This window comes from Enterobacter sp. RHBSTW-00318, from assembly GCF_014101375.1.
Lineage (GTDB): Bacteria > Pseudomonadota > Gammaproteobacteria > Enterobacterales > Enterobacteriaceae > Enterobacter > Enterobacter ludwigii.
On the sequence record NZ_JABXQH010000001.1, the window covers coordinates 208,765 to 231,767 of the forward strand.

18 protein-coding genes are annotated in these 23,003 nt (G+C 55.5%); 7 read left to right on the forward strand and 11 right to left on the reverse strand.

Features of this window, described 5'->3' with window-relative positions:
- Positions 1 to 9 precede the first annotated feature (9 nt).
- Genes HV157_RS01110 through pptA form a run of 3 tightly spaced genes read left to right on the forward strand, consistent with a single transcriptional unit; the run spans position 10 to position 1,823 of the window.
- Positions 10 to 897: a transporter substrate-binding domain-containing protein gene (locus HV157_RS01110; protein WP_020884043.1), complete on the forward strand. Its 888-nt coding sequence runs from the start codon at positions 10 to 12 to the stop codon at positions 895 to 897.
- A 40-nt stretch (positions 898 to 937) separates the two neighbouring features.
- A complete protein-coding gene (locus HV157_RS01115; protein WP_014170237.1) occupies positions 938 to 1,555 on the forward strand; it encodes a glutathione S-transferase family protein in 618 nt (205 codons plus the stop codon).
- A gap of 37 nt (positions 1,556 to 1,592) precedes the next feature.
- Complete coding sequence (pptA, locus tag HV157_RS01120) at positions 1,593 to 1,823, forward strand: tautomerase PptA (protein WP_020884045.1); 231 nt, start codon at positions 1,593 to 1,595, stop codon at positions 1,821 to 1,823.
- Positions 1,824 to 1,866: 43 nt separating this feature from the next.
- Here the strand turns inward: pptA and HV157_RS01125 are convergent, their stop codons facing one another.
- Complete coding sequence (locus HV157_RS01125) at positions 1,867 to 2,166, reverse strand: helix-turn-helix domain-containing protein (protein WP_014170235.1); 300 nt, start codon at positions 2,164 to 2,166, stop codon at positions 1,867 to 1,869.
- Positions 2,167 to 2,326: 160 nt separating this feature from the next.
- Between HV157_RS01125 and fusA the strand changes: the two genes are divergently transcribed.
- The gene (gene fusA, locus HV157_RS01130; protein ID WP_182268609.1) at positions 2,327 to 4,426 is read left to right on the forward strand and encodes an elongation factor G; all 2,100 of its coding nucleotides are present in this window, start codon (positions 2,327 to 2,329) and stop codon (positions 4,424 to 4,426) included.
- Positions 4,427 to 4,468: 42 nt separating this feature from the next.
- Here the strand turns inward: fusA and HV157_RS01135 are convergent, their stop codons facing one another.
- Positions 4,469 to 5,044: a flavin reductase family protein gene (locus tag HV157_RS01135; protein ID WP_182268608.1), complete on the reverse strand. Its 576-nt coding sequence runs from the start codon at positions 5,042 to 5,044 to the stop codon at positions 4,469 to 4,471.
- A gap of 143 nt (positions 5,045 to 5,187) precedes the next feature.
- On the opposite strand from HV157_RS01135, the gene nhoA reads away from it, so the two are divergent.
- Positions 5,188 to 6,033 carry an N-hydroxyarylamine O-acetyltransferase gene (nhoA, locus tag HV157_RS01140; RefSeq protein WP_151887463.1) on the forward strand — a complete coding sequence of 282 codons (846 nt, stop codon included), beginning with the start codon at positions 5,188 to 5,190 and terminating at the stop codon, positions 6,031 to 6,033.
- A gap of 42 nt (positions 6,034 to 6,075) precedes the next feature.
- On the opposite strand, the gene narI is transcribed toward nhoA, so the two are convergent.
- The 6 genes from narI to HV157_RS01170 all read right to left on the reverse strand — a co-directional run bounded on the left by narI (position 6,076) and on the right by HV157_RS01170 (position 14,963).
- Positions 6,076 to 6,756: a respiratory nitrate reductase subunit gamma gene (gene narI, locus HV157_RS01145; protein WP_182268607.1), complete on the reverse strand. Its 681-nt coding sequence runs from the start codon at positions 6,754 to 6,756 to the stop codon at positions 6,076 to 6,078.
- Entirely contained in the window at positions 6,753 to 7,448 is a 696-nt protein-coding gene (narW, locus tag HV157_RS01150) for a nitrate reductase molybdenum cofactor assembly chaperone (RefSeq protein WP_149376493.1), read from the reverse strand. The genes narI and narW overlap by 4 nt, the downstream gene beginning before the upstream one ends.
- Complete coding sequence (narH, locus tag HV157_RS01155) at positions 7,448 to 8,992, reverse strand: nitrate reductase subunit beta (RefSeq protein WP_020884050.1); 1,545 nt, start codon at positions 8,990 to 8,992, stop codon at positions 7,448 to 7,450. The genes narW and narH overlap by 1 nt, the downstream gene beginning before the upstream one ends.
- A complete protein-coding gene (locus HV157_RS01160) occupies positions 8,989 to 12,729 on the reverse strand; it encodes a nitrate reductase subunit alpha (protein WP_025204127.1) in 3,741 nt (1,246 codons plus the stop codon). Before HV157_RS01160 ends, narH begins: the two co-directional genes overlap by 4 nt.
- A gap of 66 nt (positions 12,730 to 12,795) precedes the next feature.
- A complete protein-coding gene (locus HV157_RS01165; RefSeq protein WP_020884052.1) occupies positions 12,796 to 14,181 on the reverse strand; it encodes a NarK family nitrate/nitrite MFS transporter in 1,386 nt (461 codons plus the stop codon).
- A gap of 206 nt (positions 14,182 to 14,387) precedes the next feature.
- On the reverse strand, positions 14,388 to 14,963 hold the full coding sequence (locus HV157_RS01170; RefSeq protein ID WP_020884053.1) for a TetR family transcriptional regulator: 576 nt from the start codon (positions 14,961 to 14,963) through the stop codon (positions 14,388 to 14,390).
- A 116-nt stretch (positions 14,964 to 15,079) separates the two neighbouring features.
- Between HV157_RS01170 and HV157_RS01175 the strand changes: the two genes are divergently transcribed.
- Positions 15,080 to 16,567, forward strand: coding sequence for an MFS transporter (locus HV157_RS01175; protein WP_020884054.1), 1,488 nt, complete (start codon positions 15,080 to 15,082; stop codon positions 16,565 to 16,567).
- Positions 16,568 to 16,605: 38 nt separating this feature from the next.
- Here the strand turns inward: HV157_RS01175 and HV157_RS01180 are convergent, their stop codons facing one another.
- From HV157_RS01180 to yddG, 3 genes are all read right to left on the reverse strand, one after another.
- The gene (locus tag HV157_RS01180) at positions 16,606 to 17,064 is read right to left on the reverse strand and encodes a GFA family protein (protein ID WP_020884055.1); all 459 of its coding nucleotides are present in this window, start codon (positions 17,062 to 17,064) and stop codon (positions 16,606 to 16,608) included.
- 79 nt (positions 17,065 to 17,143) lie between these two features.
- Positions 17,144 to 18,217, reverse strand: coding sequence for a porin OmpD (ompD, locus tag HV157_RS01185; protein ID WP_020884056.1), 1,074 nt, complete (start codon positions 18,215 to 18,217; stop codon positions 17,144 to 17,146).
- Between the two features lie 630 nt (positions 18,218 to 18,847).
- Positions 18,848 to 19,726, reverse strand: coding sequence for an aromatic amino acid DMT transporter YddG (gene yddG / locus HV157_RS01190; RefSeq protein WP_014170222.1), 879 nt, complete (start codon positions 19,724 to 19,726; stop codon positions 18,848 to 18,850).
- A gap of 221 nt (positions 19,727 to 19,947) precedes the next feature.
- On the opposite strand from yddG, the gene fdnG reads away from it, so the two are divergent.
- Positions 19,948 to 22,995 carry a formate dehydrogenase-N subunit alpha gene (fdnG, locus tag HV157_RS01195; protein WP_182268670.1) on the forward strand — a complete coding sequence of 1,016 codons (3,048 nt, stop codon included), beginning with the start codon at positions 19,948 to 19,950 and terminating at the stop codon, positions 22,993 to 22,995.
- Positions 22,996 to 23,003 lie beyond the last annotated feature (8 nt).

A 23,003-nucleotide genomic window follows, 5' to 3' on the forward strand; every position in this document is an offset into this window, starting at 1 on the left:
GGAGTGCAGATGAAATATGCTTTTCTGGCCGGTCTGGCTTTTACGACCGCGAGCCATGCGGGTATCGATTTACACGCCAACGAGCAGCCGCTGCCGGTGACGGTAGATCGGCAGGCCGTCGCGAAGATCCCCGCGAACTATAAATTTGTTGAGCCGGGCACGCTCACGGTAGCGATCTCAGCGCTTAACTCTCCACCGCTGGCGCTGCTTGCCAGCGATAACCGGACGCGGATTGGCAGCGATCCGGATATTGCCCGCTTGCTGGCGGGCAGTCTGGGGTTAAAGCTGAAGCTGGTTCCCACGGCCTGGGAAGACTGGCCGCTGGGGATCAGCTCCGGACGCTATGACGTGGCGCTGGTGAATATTGCGGTGACCGAACAGCGAAAAGAGAAATTTGATTTTGCGACCTATCGCGTCGACTCGCTGGCGTTTTCCGTGAAATCCACCAGCGCGGTCCAGGCGATTAACAGCGCAAAAGACCTGGCAGGCAAAAAGGTGATTGTCGGTTCCGGGACCAATCAGGAGCGCATTCTGCTGGGCTGGAATGAAGAGAACAAAAAAGCCGGTCGTGCGCCTGCGCTGCCGGTCTATCTGACCGATGATGCTTCCGGCAACCTCTATATTCAGTCCGGCAGGGCGGATGTGTTCTTCGGGCCTCAATCCGTATCAGCCTATAAAGCGGCGTTGACCGGCAAAACGCGCGTAGTGGGGCTCGGGCCGAAGAGAGCCTATGTCGCCACGACGACCAAAAAGGGCAATGGGCTGGTTTATGCTTTGCAGGCTGCGCTGGAGGGCGCTATTACGCGTGGAGAGTACCAGCGGGTGCTGGCACGCTGGGGAGAAGAGGGCGAAGCGGTGACACAATCCGACGTGAACCCGCCTGGGATAACCTATTAGTCATGTCTACACTTAGGGTTTTCATCCCGGAGGGGGCAACATGATTAAACTCTATGGCGTACCCGGCTGGGGATCGGCAATCAGTGAAGTGATGCTGACTCTGGCAGACATCCCTTATCAATTTATCAACGTGGACGGGTTTGACCAGCCCGGTCCGCAGCGTGAGTTGCTGAAAGCACGCAATCCGCTGTGTCAGGTACCCACGCTGGAACTGGAAAACGGGGCGATCATGACCGAAACGGCGGCGATTGCCCTGATGGTGCTGGACAGATGTCCCGATCTTGCGCCTGCCGTCGGCCAGGCTGAGCGGCAGCAGTTTCAGCGGTTGCTCATCTGGTTTGTTGCGAACGTTTATCCCACCTTTACCTACGCTGACTACCCCGAACGCTGGGTGCCGGATGCGCCGGAGCAGTTGAAAAACAGCTGTATTGAATACCGAAAATCACTCTATCTGTGGTTTGACAGCCAGCTCAGTGCCACCCCTTTTGCGCTCGGGGAACGGCTGACGCTGCTTGACGTCTACATCACGGTTGCACGCACCTGGGGGCCTCGCCATGCATGGTTTGCGGCGAATACGCCGAAGATAACGGCGATTGCGGATACCGTGTGCCAGCTGCCGGAACTGCACAAGGTGTTAAAGGCAAACGAGATAATCTGATAACGTGGAACTCACATTCATAACTGGAAGCCTGCATATGCCACACGTAGATATCAAATGTTTTCCCCGTGATTTGAACGACGACCAAAAAACCGCGCTGGCGGCGGATATTGCCGAGGTGATTACCCGTCATCTGAACAGTAAAGATCGCTCTATTTCGGTCGCCCTGAATGAAGTGCAGGAAGCCGACTGGAAAGCGCAGGTCTGGGATACCGAAATTGAACCCAACCTGGATCACTTAATTAAGAAACCCGGCTATTCAATGTGAGAGAGGGTCGGGCGGCGCGGAGTCGCCCGACACGACACACGCGTTACTTCGTCTGCAGCAATATTGCCATCAGCCCCGGAAAGCGGGCATCAAGATCGTCTCTGCGCAGTGAAATCATATTTTCTCGCCCCTGCGGGCGCTGCCAAATCACGCCGCTGTCGCGCAAGACGCGCCAGTGATGGGTCATCGTCGATTTCACCACCTCGTCCGGGCGCAGCGCGTTACAGCTCAGTTCGCTGCCATCGGCCAGCCTGCGGATAATCGACAGCCGTAGCGGGTTACCGAGGGCAAAAAGCACATTTTCCAGCAGTATTTGTTCAGTTTCAGGGTGGTTCGGGATCATCGTTTTCCTGCGTCTGGTGTCAGATTGAGCTATATCAACAATAGGTCAACCGTAAAAAAATAGTTCGATAATACTCGTACAATAGGACTATTATAGCAAACGAACGAACACGCGACCATCCCGGTCGTCACAACGCAGTCTTAATGACTAAGGAAATATTATGCCCCGACCCATCCCTCTCGAACGTTATCGCAACATCGGTATCTCCGCGCATATCGATGCCGGTAAAACGACCACCACCGAGCGCATCCTGTTTTATACCGGTATGAGCCACAAACTGGGTGAAGTACACGATGGCGCGGCAACTACCGACTGGATGGCACAGGAGCAAGAGCGCGGGATAACCATTACCTCTGCGGCAGTCAGCTGTTTCTGGCCAGGTATGGACCGGGGCTTTGAACCGCACCGGATCAACATTATCGACACCCCAGGCCACGTGGATTTCACCATTGAGGTGGAACGTTCCATGCGTGTACTCGACGGCGCTGTCATGGTGTATGACTCCGTCGGTGGCGTGCAGCCGCAGTCGGAAACCGTCTGGCGTCAGGCGAATAAATATCATGTCCCGCGGCTGGCCTTCGTCAACAAAATGGACCGCCCGGGTGCGGACTTCTTCCGCGTCGTGCGAATGATGCAGGAGCGTCTGAAAGCGAATCCAGTCCCGATTGTTATTCCGGTGGGGGCAGAAGAACACTTCACCGGCGTGGTGGATCTCATCAAAATGCGTACCATTTTGTGGGACGATGCCACCCAGGGCATGGTGTTTACCTATGCTCCTGTGCCGGATGACGTAATGAGTACTGCGCAGGAATGGCGGGAAAAAATGGTCTCTGCGGCGGCGGAAGCCAGCGATGAGCTGATGGATAAATACCTGGAAACGGGTGATTTAGAGGAAGTGGAAATCATCAGGGGGCTGCGTATGCGGACCATCTCCGGTGAAATCCAGCCGATGCTGTGCGGCAGCGCGTTTAAAAATAAAGGCGTGCAACGCATGCTCGATGCGGTCATTGAACTGATGCCGTCGCCTCTGGACGTGCCCGCCATTGATGGTGTGGATGAGAATGGGCAGCATGCCGAGCGTCATCCAGACGACAACGAGCCGTTCTCCGCGCTGGCCTTTAAACTGATGAGCGACCCGTACGTCGGACAGCTGACCTTTATCCGCGTTTACTCTGGCGTGCTGCGCAAAGGCGACGCGGTGTTCAACCCGGTGAAAGGGAAGAAAGAGCGCATTGGGCGCATCGTGCTGATGCATGCTAACGATCGCCACGAAGTGGATGAGCTGCGCGCGGGCGATATCGCGGCCTGCGTTGGGTTGAAAGATGTGACAACCGGTGACACGCTCACCGACCCGAATGCCGTCATCACGCTAGAACGGATGGAGTTTCCGGACCCGGTTATCTCGCTTGCGATCGAGCCGAAAACCAAAGGCGATCAGGAGAAAATGGGCATTGCATTGCAGCGCCTGGCAGCGGAAGACCCTTCGTTTCGTCTGCACACCGATGAAGAGTCCGGCCAGACAATTATCTCCGGGATGGGTGAGTTACATCTTGAGATTATCGTTGACCGCATGCGGCGTGAGTTCGGCGTTGAGGCGAACATTGGTCGCCCACAGGTCACGTACCGTGAAACCCTGCGTAAAGCGGTGAAGGATATCGAAGGGAAATTTGTCCGACAGTCCGGCGGTAAAGGGCAGTACGGCCATGTGGTGCTCAGTCTGGCACCATTAGAGCCCGGCAGTGGTTTTGTGTTTGAAGATGCCACCAAGGGCGGCGTTGTCCCGCGCGAGTATATTCCGTCTGTGGAGAAAGGCCTGCGCGAAGCCATGAACAGCGGTGTCCTGGCGGGGTATCCGGTTGTCGATGTGAAAGCGACCCTGACGTTTGGCTCCTATCACGAGGTCGACTCCTCGGAAATGGCGTTCCGCATGGCGGCGATCCTCGGCTTTAAAGAGGGCGCTCGCAAAGCGGACCCGGTTATTCTTGAACCGGTCATGCATGTCGAGGTGGAAACACCGGAAGAGTACGCCGGCAACATCATGGGCGATCTCTCTTCCCGCCGCGGCATGGTGCAGGGAATGGAAGAGCAGTACGGTAGTCAGATTATTCGCGCGGATGTGCCGCTGGCGGAGATGTTTGGCTATGCCACGACGCTGCGTTCGATGTCGCAAGGCCGCGCGACCTACACGATGGAATTCCATCATTTCGCGGAAGCACCGCGTAATGTTGCGGATGAAATTATTGCACGGCGCGCGAAGTAATTTAAAAGCCCTTTCCCTCGCGGAGAGGGCTTTTTTTATAGGCTATTTTTCCAGCGCTTTTAACATTTTCCCGCTGGTCACAAACGTCCCGGCCCCCAGATGATGCAGGGTGTTCAGCTTATCGCCGTCAAACTGCCAGCGTCCGGCGACAAACGCGCGTTCATCTGCGGCTGCCGAAACAACCTCACCAAACAGCGTATCGTATTTTTCTGCAGCTGCGGTAACCGGGAGTAAACGACACTCCATCCACGCCAGGCATTTCTCTTCAATTACCGGCAGGCCGAGTACCGGACCTTGCACAACCGGGATCCCGTAGCAGTTGAACTTGTCTTCGTCGCGCCCGCTCACGCTGCCGACGGCGTAAGCCCAGTTAGCCGCTGCCACGCCGGGGATGACGATGCCGAACTTTCCGCTGCGCTCAATCAGTTCGCGCGACCAGGTACTTTTGTCCACCACAATTGCGATACGCGGTGGCTCAAACTCTACCGGCATCGACCAGGCCGCGGCCATGACGTTACGACGGTCGATAGACTCATCGCGGCTGGTAATCAGCACCGTAGGGCCATGGTTCAGCAGACGGCTGGCATGCTTTAATTCAACGGGACGAAACGCGCTCATGAACATTCCTCTCAGCAGGTATGCTGGCATTAAACGTCTGATGGGTAGCCGAAATCAAGATGCACCCGCAAAAAGCACTTTTGCGCATATGGAGGCCAGAAAATAGTTTATAAACAGGGAACATCACATCATGGAAGCGAATCATGTCCCCATTTCTGAGTGCTTATTTTGCCCGTACGGGCTGGCAACAGCCTGTTCAGGTTGACATCGACACCCTGCGGGCGCTGCATCTACACCACAACTGCGCGATCCCCTTCGAGAATATTGACGTCGTGATGCCGCGCGAAATCCATCTGGAAGATCAGTGCCTGGTCGACAAACTGGTGACGGCGCGTCGTGGAGGCTATTGCTTTGAGCAGAACGGCCTGTTCGAACGCGTTTTGCGTGAAGTGGGCTTTACGGTTCGCAGCGTGCTGGGCCGCGTGGTCTTAGCCAGTCCGCCACAGATGCCGCCGCGTACGCATCGTCTGCTGCTGGTTGAACTCAACGGCGAGCGCTGGATTGCCGACGTCGGTTTTGGCGGACAGACGCTGACGGCGCCGATTCGTTTGCTCGCCAACGAGGTGCAGGAGACACCCCACGGGCTGTACCGTTTGCTGAGCGAGGGCAACGACTGGATCCTGCAGTTCAGCCACCACGATCACTGGCAGTCGATGTACCATTTTGATCTGACAACACAGTATTTCAGCGATTACGTGATGGGCAACTTCTGGTCGGCGCACTGGCCGCAATCCCATTTTCGCCACCATCTGTTGATGTGTCGCCATCTGCCTGACGGCGGAAAGCTGACCCTGACCAACTTTAACTTTACCCACTGGCAGAAGGGGCATGCGGAAGAGCAGGTCCATCTTCCCGACGCGAACGCGCTGTATCAGGTGATGCAGTCACGGTTTGGACTGGGCGTTGACGATCCCAAACACGGGTTTTCGCTGGACGCGCTGACGGCGGTGATGGCCGGGTTTGATACACATCCTCAGGCCGGGAAATAGACCGGTGGCGCTGCGCTCAGGCGTAGCGCCACCCGGCAACACTCAGCGGCGCGATCTCACCACCTGATATCTACGCGTTAAATACTCCACCGGCGCGCTCCAGACGTGCACCAGTCGGGTGAAGGGGAAGATCAGGAAAATGGTCATGCCCAGCACCAGATGAACACGAAAGATAAACGCCACGCCCGCCAGATGTTCGGACGAGCCACCGCGGAAGGTCACTACCGACTGCGCCCAGTCCACCAGCTTGAGCATCTCGCTGCCGTCGGGATATTTCGCGGAGAACGGAATGGTGGTGAGCCCAAGAATACACTGCACCAGTAAAATGCAGAGGATCAGGATATCTGCCGTGGTGGAGGTCGCCCGGATACGCGGGTTCGTCAGCCGGCGAATCAATAATCCCGCACCGCCCACCAGCGTGAGCACGCCGCAAACGCCGCCCAGAATCATCGCCATCAGCTGTTTCTGCGACATCGGCAGAAACCACGAATAAACCCAGTGCGGCGTCAGCATCCCGAAAAGATGTCCGAAGAAGATCCCCAGGATGCCGATATGGAACAGATTTGACCACAGCACCATGCCGCGCTTATCCAGCATCTGGCTGGAGGAGGCGCGCCACGTATACTGCCCGTAGTCGTAACGCAGCCAGCTTCCCACCAGAAAAACCGTGCCGCACAGGTAGGGGTAAATATCGTAGAAAAAGACGTTCAGAAACTGGATCATTTTGGGCCTCCCGCACTGACGTCGACATACTGCGGGGCAACGTCCTGGCTAAAGCGTCGTTGATATTGCTGCATCGGTGAGGTATCACACGATGTGGCGTTGTCCTCGATAAACTTGACCTGTTCCTCTTCCCAGACGGCGTCCAGCGCCTGGCGGGTATCATCCCGTTTCTCGGTGGAAACCTGTTTCGCCACGCTGTCGCTGGTCAGACGCGTGCCCGCGAGCGTCAGGAGCGCATCGAACAGCTGATAATGCGCCACGCCGCGCTGCTTCAGGCGACCGCCAATCAGCGCCAGGATCGGCGCAACGTTTTGTAGCCCTTCGCGGGCCTCGTCGTCGGTGACGAGGCTGAGATACTCCAGGTAGAGCGGCAGATAGTCCGGCAACTCACGACAGTCCAGCTGCAGGCCGGCTTTTTCGTACTGGCTCATCAGGTCGACCATCGCCTGGCCGCGATCGCGGGATTCGGCATGAACGTGCTCAAACAGCAGCAGCGAGGTCGCACGACCCCGCTCAAACACCTCGCACCATTCGGCCTGCTTATCCAGCAGCGCGGCATCCAGATGCTGGCGGGCAAAGGGCAGTAACGCAGGGAGATCCTGTTCTATCAGGGAAAGTGCTTCCTCGCGATTTTCCCATAATGTTTCATCGGGATACTCAGTCAGCAGGGCGATGATTTTGAGGATCTGCATCACTCTCCCTCCCCGTGGTCGCGCACTTCGGTGATGTTGATGGCATCAATGCGGCTGCTGTTAAAGAGGTTGAATTTGGTGTCGGAACCGTGGCACCCGTCGCCAAAGGAGAAGCCGCAGCCGTTGCGTTCCGGGAAGGCGTCGCGCGCCATTTCGCGGTGGCTGGTGGGGATCACGAAACGATCTTCGTAGTTGGCAATCGCCAGATAGCGGTACATCTCTTCAACCTGCTCGACGCTAAGGCCCACTTCTTCGATGGCGCGCGTATCGGTCACGCCTTCAACGGTCTGAGAGCGTTTGTAATGACGCATGGCCATCATGCGTTTGAGGGCGCGCAGCACCGGAGCAGGATCGCCCGCACTGAGCATGTTGGCCAGATACTGCACCGGTATGCGCAGGCTTTCGACCGCCGGTAACACGCCGTCGTTGAGCGGCAGGCCGCCCGCATCTGCGTAAGACTGGATCGGTGACAGCGGCGGAACGTACCAGACCATCGGCAGGGTGCGGTATTCCGGATGCAGCGGCAGGGCCAGCTTCCAGTCCATCGCCATCTTGTAAACAGGGGAACGCTGGGCGGCGTCAATCACGTTCTGCGGAATACCTTGCTTGAAGGCTTCTTCAATGACCGCCGGGTCATGCGGATCAAGGAATACGTCACACTGGCGTTCATAGAGGTCGGTTTCATGTTCGGTGCTGGCCGCTTCTTCAATGCGATCCGCGTCATACAGCAGCACGCCCAGATAGCGAATACGCCCGACGCAGGTCTCCGAACAGACGGTTGGCTGGCCGGACTCAATGCGTGGGTAGCAGAAGATGCATTTCTCCGACTTTCCGCTTTTCCAGTTGAAGTAGATTTTCTTGTACGGGCAACCGCTGATGCACATGCGCCAGCCACGGCATTTGTCCTGGTCAATCAGCACAATGCCGTCTTCTTCACGCTTGTAGATGGCACCGCTCGGGCAGGTGGCCACGCAGCTCGGGTTCAGGCAGTGTTCACACAGGCGCGGCAGGTACATCATGAAGGTGTTTTCAAACTGGCCGTACATCTCCTTCTGGATCTTGTCGAAGTTGCGGTCGCGGGCGCGTTTTTCGAACTCACCGCCAAGCAGTTCTTCCCAGTTCGGGCCGCCAACAATTTTGTCCATCCGTTTGCCGCTAATCAGCGAGCGCGGGCGGGCCGTCGGGAGGTGATCGCCTTGTGGAGCACGGTGCAGATCCTGGTAATCAAACGTGAAGGGTTCGTAGTAATCATCAATGCCGGGCAGGGACGGGTTGGCAAAGATTTTTGACAGCACGCCCACGCGCCCGCCGAGACGCGGCGTCAGCTTGCCGGTGATCCCGCGTACCCAGCCGCCTTGCCACTCCTCCTGATCTTCCCAGTTTTTCGGGTAGCCAATCCCCGGTTTGGTTTCAACGTTGTTGAACCACGCATATTCCATACCTTCACGCCCGGTCCAGACGTTTTTACAGGTGACCGAGCAGGTGTGACAGCCAATGCATTTGTCGAGATTCAGCACCATTCCAACCTGTGAGCGTATTTTCATTTTTTCGCCTCCTGTACCTGATCCCGACCTTCGCCATCCAGCCAGTTAATATTTTTCATTTTGCGGATCATGATGAACTCGTCGCGGTTAGAGCCGACGGTGCCGTAATAGTTGAAGCTGTACGCCAGCTGGGCGTAGCCGCCAATCATGTGTGTCGGTTTGGGACAGACGCGCGTCACCGAGTTATGGATCCCGCCGCGACGGCCGGTGACTTCTGAACCCGGAATATTCAGGATACGTTCCTGCGCGTGGTACATCATGGTCATGCCCGGCGGGACGCGCTGGCTCACCACTGCCCGGGCGGTCAGGGCCCCGTTGGCGTTGAAGGCTTCGATCCAGTCGTTATCCTCAATGCCTAACTCTCTGGCATCGGTTTCGCTGATCCAGACGATAGGCCCCCCGCGTGACAGCGTTTGCATCAGCAGGTTTTCACTGTAGGTCGAGTGAATGCCCCATTTCTGGTGTGGCGTCAGGAAGTTCAGCGCCTTCTCAGGAAAGCCGTTCGGCGGGATTTCGCGCATATGGCTAACGCTTCGGGTATCAATCGGTGGGCGATAGGCCACCAGACTCTCCCCGAACGCGCGCATCCACGGATGGTCCTGATACAGCTGCTGACGACCGGAAAGGGTGCGCCAGGGAATAAGCTCGTGAACGTTGGTATAACCGGCGTTATAGGAGACATGCTCACTTTCAAGGCCCGACCAGGTGGGGCTGGAGATAATTTTCCGCGGCTGGGCCTGAATATCGCGGAAGCGGATTTTCTCATCTTCTTTGTTCAGCGCCAGATGGGTGTGATCGCGACCGGTCAGTTCGCCCAGCGCTTGCCAGGCTCGCACTGCCACCTGGCCATTCGTTTCAGGGGCGAGGGCGAGGATCACTTCAGAGGCGTCAATCGCCGTTTCAATACGCGGGCGTCCTTTTGCCGGGCCATCAAGCTTCACGTAGTTCAGCTTGCCAAGGAAATCGACCTCGCTCTGAGTATTCCATGAAATGCCTTTCCCGCCGTTGCCGAGTTTGTCCATCAGCGGGCCGAGTGAAGTAAAGCGCTCGTAGGTTTCCGGATAATGCCGTTCGACCACCGCAATCGTCGGCGCCGTTTTACCCGGAATGAGATCGCATTCGCCTTTGCGCCAGTCCTGAATATCAAACGGCTGTGACAGTTCCCCCGGGGAGTCGTGCTGCAGCGGCTGCAGTACCACGTCCGTTTCGGTGCCAAGATGGCCGACGCACACCTCTGAGAAAACGCTGGCAATACCTTTGTAGATCTCCCAGTCGCTGCGGGATTCCCAGGCCGGGTCGACGGCAGCTGAAAGCGGATGAATAAACGGATGCATATCCGACGTATTCATGTCGTCTTTTTCATACCATGTCGCGGTGGGCAGCACGATATCGGAGAACAGGCAGGTGCTGGACATGCGGAAATCGAGCGTCACCAGCAGGTCAAGCTTGCCCTCGATGGCCTGAGTTTGCCACTCCACCTCTTCGGGCTTAACGTCATCCGTCGACCCTAAATCTTCGCCCTGGATGCCGCTTTCGGTACCGAGCAGGTATTTGAGCATGTACTCGTGACCTTTCCCCGAAGAGCCGAGCAGGTTAGACCGCCAGACAAACAGATTGCGCGGGTGGTTTTTACCGTTGTCAGGCTGTTCGCAGGCGAAACGTATATCGCCCGATTTTAATGCCTGCACGGTGTACTCCTGCGGGGTCATGCCGGCGGCGTCGGCCCGGGCTTTAATGTGCAACGGATTGAGGTTTAGCTGCGGTGCCGAGGGAAGCCAGCCCATACGCTCTGCCCGGACGTTAAAATCGATCAGGTGACCGGTGAATTTTGTCGCGTCCGCCAGCGGAGAGAGTAACTCCTGCGCGGTCAGTTTCTCATAACGCCACTGGCAGGCGTGGTTGTAGAAGTACGACGTACTGTTCATCTGGCGCGGGGGACGGTTCCAGTCCAGCGCAAACGCCAGCGGCAGCCAGCCGGTTTGCGGACGCAACTTCTCCTGACCCACATAGTGTGACCAGCCGCCGCCGCTTTGACCCACGCAGCCGCAGAACACCAGCATGTTGATCATCCCGCGGTAGTTCATGTCCATGTGGTACCAGTGGTTCACCCCGGCACCGAGGATAATCATCGACCGGCCGTGCGTTTTGTGCGCCGTGTCGGCAAACTCGCGGGCAATTTTCTCTATCAGGTAAGCCGGGACGCCGGTAATTTGCTCGCCCCAGGCGGGAGTATAGGCTTTGATCTGGTCATAGCTGCCCGCCGCGTTGCTGTCTTCCAGACCACGATCGAGGCCGTAGTTAGCGAGAATCAGATCGTAGACGCTGACCACCCGTTTCTGGCTGCCATCGGCCAGCGTCAGGGTTTTACTCGGCACACGGCGCGTCAGGACCGGCTCCTGCTTGACGCTACGGAAGTGTGGATTTTCATTGCCGCCAAAATAGGGGAATGCCACCTCTGCCACGCTGTCGTGGGTAATCAGCAGCGAGAGGGTGAGCTCAGTTTCATGATCTGCCGCCAGCGGCGCCAGGTTCCATTTGCCTTTTTCGCCCCAGCGGAAACCAATGGACCCGTTCGGCACCACCAGATCGCCGGCGATATCAAAGGCGACGGTTTTCCACTCAGCATTATTGGCTTCTCCCAGCCCGTCCGTGAGATCAGAGGCCCGAAGCATCCGCCCCGGCACCACGCGGCCATCGGCCTGTTCATCCAGCAGCACCAGCATCGGCATGTCGGTGTAGCGGCGGCAGTAGTTGAGGAAGTACTCGCTGGGGTTGTCGAGATGGAACTCTTTGAGGATCACGTGGCCCATGGCCATCGCCAGCGCGCTGTCGGTGCCTTGCTTGGGTGCCAGCCACTGATCGCTCAGTTTGGCGACCTCGGAGAAGTCCGGGGTGATGGCCACGGTTTTGGTGCCTTTGTAGCGAACCTCGGTAAAGAAGTGGGCATCTGGCGTACGCGTCTGCGGAACGTTAGACCCCCAGGCAATGATATAGCTGGAGTTGTACCAGTCTGCGGATTCCGGCACGTCGGTCTGCTCGCCCCACGTCATGGGCGAGGCGGGCGGCAAATCACAATACCAGTCATAAAAACTGAGACAGGTGCCGCCCAGCAGAGAGAGATAACGCGTCCCGGCGGCATACGAGACCATCGACATCGCCGGAATCGGTGAAAAACCGGCCACGCGATCGGGGCCGTAGTGTTTAATGGTCCAGACGTTGGCGGCAGCAATCAGCTGGTTCAGCTCTTTCCAGCTGGAGCGGATAAATCCGCCGTGTCCGCGAGCCTGCTTGTAGCTCCGGCTCTTCTGCGGATCGTTCTGAATGGCATCCCAGGCCAGCACCGGATCGCTGTGTTGCGCCAGCGCGTCACGCCACAGTTCGATCAGCGTGCGGCGCACCAGCGGGTATTTCAGCCGGTTGGCGCTGTAAAGGTACCAGGAATAACTTGCACCGCGCGGGCAGCCGCGCGGCTCGTGGTTAGGCAGGTCGGGGCGGGTACGCGGGTAGTCGGTCTGCTGGGTTTCCCAGGTAACCAGGCCGTTTTTGACGTAGATTTTCCAGCTACAGGAGCCCGTGCAGTTTACGCCGTGGGTGGACCGCACAATCTTGTCGAACTGCCATCGCTGTCGGTAGCTGTCCTCCCAGTCACGGTTGGTGTTGTACACCTGCCCGTGTCCATTGGCGAAGCTGTCGCCTTTTTGTTTGAAATAGCGAAAGCGATCCAACAGTTTACTCATGACATTTCTCCTGCTTCGATAGCCTTTTTGGAGAGGGCTGCCCACTCTCAGGCGAATGTGTAATTGTTATCGTTGTGAAGATTTGCGGCCATAAACCAGCCAGGTCACCAGGACGCAGACGATGTAAAACACGAGGAAAACTTTCATGGCACCCACAGGCGAGCCGGTCATGGCCAGCGACGTGCCGAAGGCTTTCGGAATGAAGAACCCGCCGACGGCACCGATGGCGGAGATAAAGCCCAGCGCTGCCGCGGTTTCGGTCACTGCTTCATGCTGCGCCTGCTCGTCACTTCCCCCTTGTTGCTTCACGCGGGTGAGGGTGATTTGGCGGAAAATGATGGCAATCATCTGAAACGTTGACCCGCTGCCCAGTCCGGCGGTGAGGAACAGGCCCATAAAGACCAGATAGAAGGCGAGAAAACTGCCCGACCCGGAACCGGGAAGCGTCAGGAAAAGCAGGGCGCTGAAAAGCGCCATAAAGACGAAGTTAATCAGGGTGACGCGTACGCCGCCGAGTTTGTCTGAGATCATCCCGCCCGCAGAACGGGCCAGCGCGCCAATCAGTGGACCAAAGAAAGCCAGATGGAGGATATTGACGTCAGGAAACTGGGTTTTCGACAGCATGGCGAAGCCTGCTGAAAAACCGATAAACGAACCGAAGGTTGCCAGGTAGAGGAGGCTCAGGAGCCACAGGTGAAAACGTTTTAACACCGGTAGCTGGCTGGCAATCGTGGCCTTAGAGCTCGCGATGTCATTCATGCCGAAAAACGCCGCAATCGTGGCCAGCAAAAGAAGGGGCGCCCAAATCCACGCGGCATTGGCCAGCCACATCGTTGATCCGTCATCCTGCGGCACGCCGTTTACGCCGAGAAAGGTGAACATGGGCAGGAAGATCACCAGCGGCGCGACCAGCTGCATTACGCTCACGCCCAGGTTCCCCAGCCCGCCGTTAATCCCCAGGGCGCTACCCTGTTTCGTTTTCGGGAAGAAGAAGCTGATATTGCCCATGCTGGAGGCGAAGTTAGCGCCGGCAAAACCACACAGCAGCGCGATGACGATAAAGATCCAGTAGGGAGTGGCAGTGTCCTGAATCGCGATCCCCAACCAGACGCACGGAACAATCAGGATCACCGTGCTTAACACCGTCCAGTAGCGTCCACCAAAGAGAGGAACCATAAACGAGTAGGGGACGCGCAATATCGCACCGGACAGGGAGGGTAAGGCTGTTAGCATAAAAAGCTGGTCGGTGGAAAAATTAAATCCAACTTTATTCAGATTGACCGCAATGGCACTAAATAACATCCATACGCAAAACGCTAATAACAGGCAAGCCACAGAAATTAAAAGATTTCTTCGGGCAATATGTTTTCCTTTATTTTCCCAGAATTGCGCGTTTTCGGGTTTCCAGTTGCTCAGCAGATAAGGATTATTCTTCTCACTTTGTTGTGACATGTCGCCCTCTTGCTTAACCATAAAAAGAAAAAATGGAGTAAAAACAGGTGGATGTCTGACAGTGTGTTTCTGGAATTATTGGATGGTTTGGGATACATCTGAAAGGATAGATAAAAAAGCGAATCCCTGAGCCGGGACGGGAAATAAGGGTTCGCTTAATGTGTTACGAATTGTAAGTGAGGGCTGTTAATACTCATAAGTGAGTATTAACACAATTCCAGAGAGATTAATTTATCAAGATGGTTATTAAAGGCAGCGTCGTCCATCTCTGGGATATCTAATATATAAATGCCGTCCAGGCCACACACCAGACCAATTAAACGCCAGGCAATATTTTCTGGCCGATCGCCCGGGGTAAAATCTCCCGCGTCAGTGCCTGCTTTGATAAGGGCGACGGTCTCCTGGTGCCACATCTCCATGGTCAGTACATATGCGCCCCTGATGTCCGTATCCCGGCTTGCCAGGATCTGCGCCTCACGCCACAGGCGAATATAGGGCTCAAACCGACCATCATCGCTGCCGAGCATGGCATGTAGCTGCTGTCGCCAGCTGGCCTGCTTGCCGACCACATCCGCATCCAGCAGTTCACGGATCAACCGCACAAAAGCCAGCGATTTTAGCTCCCCGCCAGAGGTGAAATGGTGGTGGACCTGTCCGGTGGCGACGCCGGCTTCGGCGGCAATTCGCCGTACCGTCATTGCGGAAAGTCCGTCAGAGAGCGCCACGCGCATAGCGGCCTGTAAAATCTCTTCCCGCCTTTCATCCTTGCTCAGATATCGCATTTTCACTCACTCTTAATGGGACTGAAACAAGTGTAACAAAAAGCTGGACACTCGTTCAACTTTACGTAGGATCGCAAGCTGGACATGTGTCCATGATTTAAAAGAAAAGGAAATTTATGTTTCGTCAGTGGTTAGCGTTAGTCATTATCGTGCTGGTGTATATCCCGGTGGCGATCGACGCGACGGTACTGCACGTAGCGGCGCCGACGTTGAGTATGACGCTGGGTGCCAGCGGTAACGAATTATTGTGGATCATCGATATATACTCGCTGGTGATGGCGGGGATGGTGCTGCCGATGGGCGCACTGGGTGACCGCATTGGTTTTAAACGGTTGTTGATAATTGGCAGTACGCTGTTTGGCTTGTCATCGCTGGCAGCTGCATTTGCGCCTTCAGCAGGATGGCTGATTGCTGCCCGCGCCTCGCTGGCGATTGGGGCGGCGATGATCATCCCGGCCACGCTTGCGGGGATCCGCACGTTGTTCGTTAATGCGCGCGATCGCAACATCGCGCTTGGGGTCTGGGCCGCCGTCGGTTCAGGCGGTGCGGCGTTTGGTCCGTTGATTGGCGGTATGTTGCTGGAGCATTTTTACTGGGGATCGGTCTTTTTGATCAACGTACCGATCGTGGTCATCGTTGTTTCCCTTGCCGCGCGTCTGGTGCCTCGTCAACAGGGACGCCCGGAACAGCCGCTGAATATTGCCCATGCAGTCATGCTGATTGTGGCGATATTGCTGCTGGTCTACAGCGCGAAAACCGCGCTCAAAGGGGTGCTTTCTCCGTGGCTGGTGGCAATGACGCTGCTCACCGGAGCGGTGATGCTGATGATCTTTGTGCGGATCCAGCTTCGCGCCCGCGTGCCGATGATCGACATGCGCCTGTTCTGTCATCGCATTATTTTAAGCGGTGTCGTGATGGCGATGACCGCCATGATCGCGCTCGTGGGGTTTGAGCTGTTGATGGCCCAGGAGCTGCAGTTTGTACATGGCTTTACGCCGTTTGAAGCGGGGATGTTTATGCTGCCGCTGATGGTTGCCAGCGGGTTTAGCGGGCCGATTGCCGGTGTGCTGGTCGGTCGTCTGGGGCTGCGGCTGGTGGCGGCAGGCGGAATGGGGCTGAGTGCCGTCAGCTTTATCGGTCTGTCGCTGCTCGACTTCAGCACGCAGCACTGGCAGGCATGGAGTCTGATGGTGCTGCTGGGCTTCAGTGCCGCCAGTGCGCTGCTGGCCTCAACCTCGGCAATTATGGCGGCTGCGCCAAAAGAGAAAGCGGCTGCCGCAGGGGCGATTGAAACCATGTCCTATGAGCTGGGCGCAGGGTTGGGCATTGCCATTTTTGGTCTGCTGTTAACCCGCAGCTTCTCAGCGTCAATTGTTCTGCCGCAGGGACTGAGCGCGACGCTGGCCGATAAGGCCTCGTCATCGATTGGCGAAGCGGTGAACGTGGCGCAGAGCCTGACTCCAGGGCTGGCGGAGTCGTTAATTGCGGCGGCAAAAACGGCCTTTATCACGTCACACAGCGTGGCGTTAGGCAGTGCTGGCGCAATGTTACTGGTGCTGGCGGTCGGGATTTGGTTTAGCCTGGCAAACGTACCGAAACAGTAAAAAACAGGCCCGGTGGCGCGATGCTTACCGGGCAACCCTCAGTGTGCGTCATGGGGAGTCAGCAGGCAGCGCTTGTCGTGTGCTTCAATTTCGGTGCCGCTAAAGCGCGCGTATTGCCCGGTCAGGCCAAAGAATGCGGGTTGCGTTTCTGTATAGATTTCAGCGGCAAGTATCAGACGGCGACGTTCGTCTTCGCTCATCTCAAGCTGTGTCCAGGGAATGAAATAGCGCGTCGTTGAGCGTGCGGTCAGTGTGAACCACAGCGGGCAACCGCATCCGGGACAAAACCAGCGTTCGCCGCGCGCAGATGACGTGAAATGAGAAGGGGCTATCGACTCTTCTTCCACAAGCGGTTGACCCTGCGCTTCCAGATACATGGCCATTCCCCCCGACCATTTCTGGCACTGGGTACAGTGGCAGGCATAGACGTCGAAGTTGTTGAGGGAAACGCTGAATTGGCTCATCCCACACAGGCAGCGTCCTTTGAAAATATGCATGGCGTGCTCCTTTATTACGCCAGTCAAACCGAATAAAAAAAGCCAGCCACGAAGGCTGGCTTTTTTATACTAACAAATCTTAGAACTGGTAGGTCAGACCAACAGCAACGATGTTGTCGGTAGAAACGCCAGCTGCTTTAGTGAAGCTGCTGTCGTCAACCAGGTTGATTTTGTAATCAACGTAGGTAGACATGTTTTTGTTGAAGTAGTAGCTCGCGCCAACGTCAACGTATTCAACCAGATCCTGGTCGCCGTAAGTACCAATGTCTTTACCTTTGGATTTCAGGTAAGCAATGGATGGACGCAGACCGAAGTCGAACTGGTACTGAGCAACCACTTCGAAGTTCTGCGCTTTGTTAGCGATGAAACCGCTACCGAAGTTGGTCATGTTACGGGTTTCAGAGTAGGTGGTTGCCAGGTAGATGTTGTTGGCATCGTATTTCAGACCCGCAGCCCATACTTCCGCGTTTTCGCCGCCTGCATTCAGATTGCTTGCAGCAGCAACCTGACGGTCAGTACGGTCAGATTTCGCGTAGGTAGCACCTACACCGAAGCCTTCGAATTCATAAGTAGAAGACAGACCCCAGCCGTCACCGTTCGCTTCGGTGATGTCGTTACGGTCGTTTTTACCCTGGTACTGAGCAGCCACGTTCAGGCCATCAACCAGACCGAAGAAGTCGGTGTTACGGTAAGTTGCAACGCCAGTCGTACGGCCAGTCATAAAGCCATCAGTCTGAGTCCAGGTATCACCACCGAATTCTGGCAGAACGTCAGTCCATGCGCCGATGTCGTAAGCAACACCGTAGTTACGACCGTAGTCGAAAGAACCGAATTCGTTGAATTTCAGGCCCGCGAATGCCAGACGGGTTTTGTTGCCGTCAGAACCCTGAGATTCAGAGCGGTTGCCTTTGAACTCGTATTCCCACTGGCCGTAACCGGTCATCTGGTCGTTGATCTGAGTTTCACCTTTGAAGCCCAGACGAACATAGGTTTTGTCGCCGTCGTTGCCAGCGTCATCAGAGAAATAGTGCAGACCTGTTACTTTGCCGTACAGATCCAGTTTGTTACCGTCTTTGTTAAAAACTTCAGCCGCGTTTACAACGCCTGCTGCCAACATGGAAGTCACTGCCACTGCAACTAATTTAAGTTTCATCTTAAATATTCCTTATAATTTTCTTCAGTATTTCCTGAGCCACTTTGAACGATTTCTAAACGAGGCTAATCATCAATGGCATGCTATTTTTAAGAATCTTGTAGTAGGGTTTCAATAATAAGTTTCAAAATATTAGCAATAATTTCAATTAGTGTGATCCGGATCGGATAAATTGCGGCTGTAACGAATGAGATGGTGGGGATTTGTGCATTTTTTGATGAATTATTCAACAAAACCATTGGCCGCAATATAGTTTTCGGCCGTTTTAGTTTCTTTTGTTAATTGTCGGTATTTTCTGTCTTTTTGCTCGTTTGATATAAATGTCAGTTGTTTAAAATCAATGGGTTAACTATTCCATTGTACGGGATGATCGTTGTTGGACATGAAACACACAGAAACACACTATTGCACTTTGTGCTATATACATTGTTAATATTCGCAAGGGATTAATAACGTAACGGTGTCAAGTTATGTCAATAAAAGACGACGGGGATTTACGAAAGGGCGGTAATATAAACAGAATCTAAACGGCTTTTCTAACGCGCCGATCATTATTTTGACGCGCGATCACATATTAAATTTATGTTAATTCCCGCCGGGCGATTATGGACCCGGCAGAGAAGAGCGATATTATTTTCGCGTGGCGTACCAGCACAACAATGACCCGGCACAAACCATTAATGCGCCTTGCCAGAAAGAAAACGAGAGGGGGGAATTCAGCAATACGGCAGCAAGTGCTGCTGAGAGTACAGGCGTGAAATAGGATACCGCTGCGAGTACCGTGACGTTGCCATGAAGAATACCGATATTCCATGCCGCATAGCCAAACCCCAGTGCGACGCTGCACATGATGAGCTTCACGACCACCGGGAGAGTAAACACCATTTGCGGCTGTTCGCTGAACGCATATTTCACCCACAGACTGAGCGCGGTGAGCAGCACGAAAAGCGTTATCCCGTTTTGCCCGTTGGCAAACTTACTGGTGACGGTGCAGTAAGCCGCCCAGATAAAAGCCCCGGCGAACGCCAGCGCGTAGCTGAGCGGGCTAGAGATGACATTACGCATGATGTCATCAAGATGTAGCCCTTGTTCTCCGCCTAATACCCAACAGACGCCCAACAATGAGACGGCTAAGCCCGGGATCACCCACAGGGTGGACCGTTGGCCGTTAAATAAAATGGCAAACACTATCGTCAGGCTTGGCCAGAGATAATTGACCATTCCCACTTCGATAGCCTGGGAGCGCGTTGCGGCATAGCCTAACGACAGGGCGAGGCAAATTTCATAGCTGACAAACAGCACGCTGCCGGCAATAAGATACCGGGGTGAAAACCGTCTGATATCAGGAAATCCTACCGTCACCAGGCACAGTAATCCGCTGAGGGTGTATATCATTGCTGCGCCTCCCACCGGTCCCAGCCCCTCACTGACGCTACGAATGAGGCCAACCATGGTGCTCCACAACAGTATCGCCGCCAGTCCCGTGAGCGTTGCTCTCTTTCTGTCCATAACCCTGCCATCGCTATAAAAATCAAAGGAAAAATTTATAGCATTAATCCTCCTGCCATCGCGAATTATTCTCTTAAGTCTTTAATCAAAAAGAGGTATTTAAACTCCGTGGGGGTGACTATTAAGGGGGTGAAGACAAGTGACCTTGATTTGACGCAAAAAAAACAGGGGCTTTACTGCTAGTTTGCGGCGCGAAGTCTTAAATGAAAACGAGGACAACAATGGACGTCAGCCGCAGACAATTTTTTAAAATCTGCGCGGGCGGTATGGCCGGAACAACAGCCGCAATGCTGGGATTTGCACCCAAAATGGCGCTGGCTCAGGCACGCAACTATAAACTGCTGCGCGCGAAAGAGATCCGTAACACCTGCACATACTGTTCCGTAGGTTGTGGGCTTTTAATGTATAGCCTGGGCGATGGCGCGAAGAACGCCAAAGAAGCGATTTATCATATTGAAGGGGACCCGGATCATCCGGTGAGCCGTGGCGCACTTTGTCCGAAAGGGGCGGGTCTGCTGGATTATGTCCACAGCGAAAACCGTCTGCGCTATCCGGAATACCGTGCGCCAGGATCTGACAAATGGCAGCGTATCTCCTGGGATGAGGCGTTTTCCCGAATCGCAAAACTGATGAAAGCTGACCGCGACGCCAACTTTATCGAAAAGAACGCGCAGGGCGTTACGGTGAACCGCTGGCTGTCGACCGGCATGCTGTGCGCATCCGCGGCAAGTAATGAAACCGGCATGCTGACGCAAAAATTTGTGCGTTCCCTCGGCATGCTGGCGGTAGATAACCAGGCGCGCGTCTGACACGGACCAACGGTAGCAAGTCTTGCTCCAACATTTGGTCGCGGTGCGATGACCAACCACTGGGTTGATATCAAAAACGCCAACGTCGTGATGGTGATGGGCGGTAATGCCGCTGAAGCCCATCCGGTGGGTTTCCGCTGGGCGATGGAAGCGAAAAACAATAACGATGCGACGCTGATCGTTGTCGATCCGCGCTTTACGCGTACGGCATCGGTGGCGGATATCTATGCGCCTATTCGCTCCGGTACGGACATTACGTTCCTCTCGGGCGTTCTGCTGTACCTGATTGAAAACAATAAAATTAACGCTGAATACGTTAAGCATTACACCAATGCCAGCCTCCTGGTACGGGATGATTTTGCCTTTGAAGAGGGGTTGTTCAGCGGTTATGACGCGGAAAAACGGCAGTACGATAAATCGTCCTGGAACTACCAGTTCGATGAAAACGGCTACGCCAGACGCGATGAGACCCTGAGCCATCCGCGCTGCGTATGGAATTTGCTGAAACAGCATGTTTCCCGCTATACGCCGGACGTCGTGGAGAATATCTGCGGTACGCCAAAAGCAGATTTCCTCAAGGTGTGTGATGTACTGGCCTCTACCAGCGCCGCCGACAGAACCACGACGTTCCTGTATGCGCTCGGCTGGACGCAGCATACCGTCGGTGCGCAAAACATCCGCACCATGGCAATGATTCAGCTGTTGCTCGGAAACATGGGGATGGCCGGCGGTGGCGTGAACGCCCTGCGCGGACACTCCAACATTCAGGGCTTGACCGATCTGGGCCTGCTGTCGACCAGCCTGTCAGGCTATCTGACGCTGCCGTCTGAAAAGCAGACTGATTTGCACAGCTATCTGTCGGCCAACACGCCAAAAGCAACGCGTGCCGATCAGGTGAACTACTGGAGTAACTATCCGAAGTTCTTCGTCAGCCTGATGAAGTCGTTCTATGGCGATGCCGCGCAGAAGGAAAACGACTGGGGCTTCGAGTGGTTGCCGAAATGGGACCAGGCCTACGACGTCATTAAGTATTTCAACATGATGGATAAGGGCAACGTTGCGGGCTACATCTGCCAGGGCTTTAACCCGGTGGCGTCTTTCCCGGACAAAAACAAGGTCGTTCGCAGCCTGAGCAAACTGAAATACATGGTGGTTATCGATCCGCTGGTGACCGAGACCTCCAACTTCTGGCAGAACCACGGCGAGATGAACGACGTCGATCCTGCATCGATTCAGACCGAAGTGTTCCGCCTGCCGTCCACCTGTTTTGCAGAAGAAGACGGGTCGATTGCCAACTCCGGCCGCTGGCTGCAGTGGCACTGGAAAGGCCAGGATGCACCGGGTGAAGCGCGTAACGACGGCGAAATCCTCGCCGGGATTTACCATCGTCTGCGTGAAATGTATCGCACCGAAGGGGGGAAAGGCGCTGAACCGCTGCTGAGGATGAGCTGGAATTACAATCAGCCGGACCATCCTGAATCCGAAGAGGTCGCCAAAGAGAATAACGGCGTTGCGCTGGCGGATCTGTATGACGCGAACGGCACGCTGCTGGCGAAGAAAGGTCAGTTGCTCAACAGCTTCGCGCTGCTGCGGGATGACGGCACGACCGCGTCGTCATGCTGGATCTACACCGGTTGCTGGACGGAGCAGGGTAACCAGATGGCTAACCGCGATAACGCTGACCCGTCAGGGCTGGGCAATACGCTGGGCTGGGCGTGGGCATGGCCACTGAACCGTCGCGTGCTGTACAACCGTGCTTCTGCGGATATCAACGGCAAACCGTGGGATCCGAAACGGATGCTGATCGAATGGAACGGCAGCAAATGGACGGGTAACGATATTCCGGACTTCAGCACCGCCGCACCGGGCAGTGAGACCGGGCCGTTTATCATGCAGCCGGAAGGGCTGGGACGCCTGTTTGCCCTCGATAAGCTGGCGGAGGGGCCGTTCCCGGAACACTACGAGCCAATGGAAACGCCGCTCGGCACCAACCCGCTGCACCCGAACGTTATATCCAGTCCGGTGGTGCGTATCTATGAAGAGGACGTCCTGCGTTTAGGCAAGAAGGACAGGTTCCCGTATGTCGGGACAACCTACCGCCTGACCGAGCATTTCCATACCTGGACCAAGCATGCACGGCTTAACGCCATTGCCCAGCCGGAACAGTTTGTGGAGATCAGCGAAACGCTGGCGAAAGCGAAGGGTATTGCCAACGGTGACCGCGTGAAGGTGAGCAGCAAGCGCGGCTTTATTCGCGCGGTTGCGGTGGTAACGCGTCGTCTGCAGGCGTTGAACGTGCATGGTCAGCAGGTGGAAACTGTCGGTATTCCGCTGCACTGGGGCTTTGAAGGGGTGGCGCAAAAAGGCTACCTCGCCAATACCCTGACGCCAAACGTCGGCGATTCCAACTCGCAAACGCCGGAGTACAAAGCGTTTCTGGTCAACATCGAGAAAGCGTAAGGAGCGAA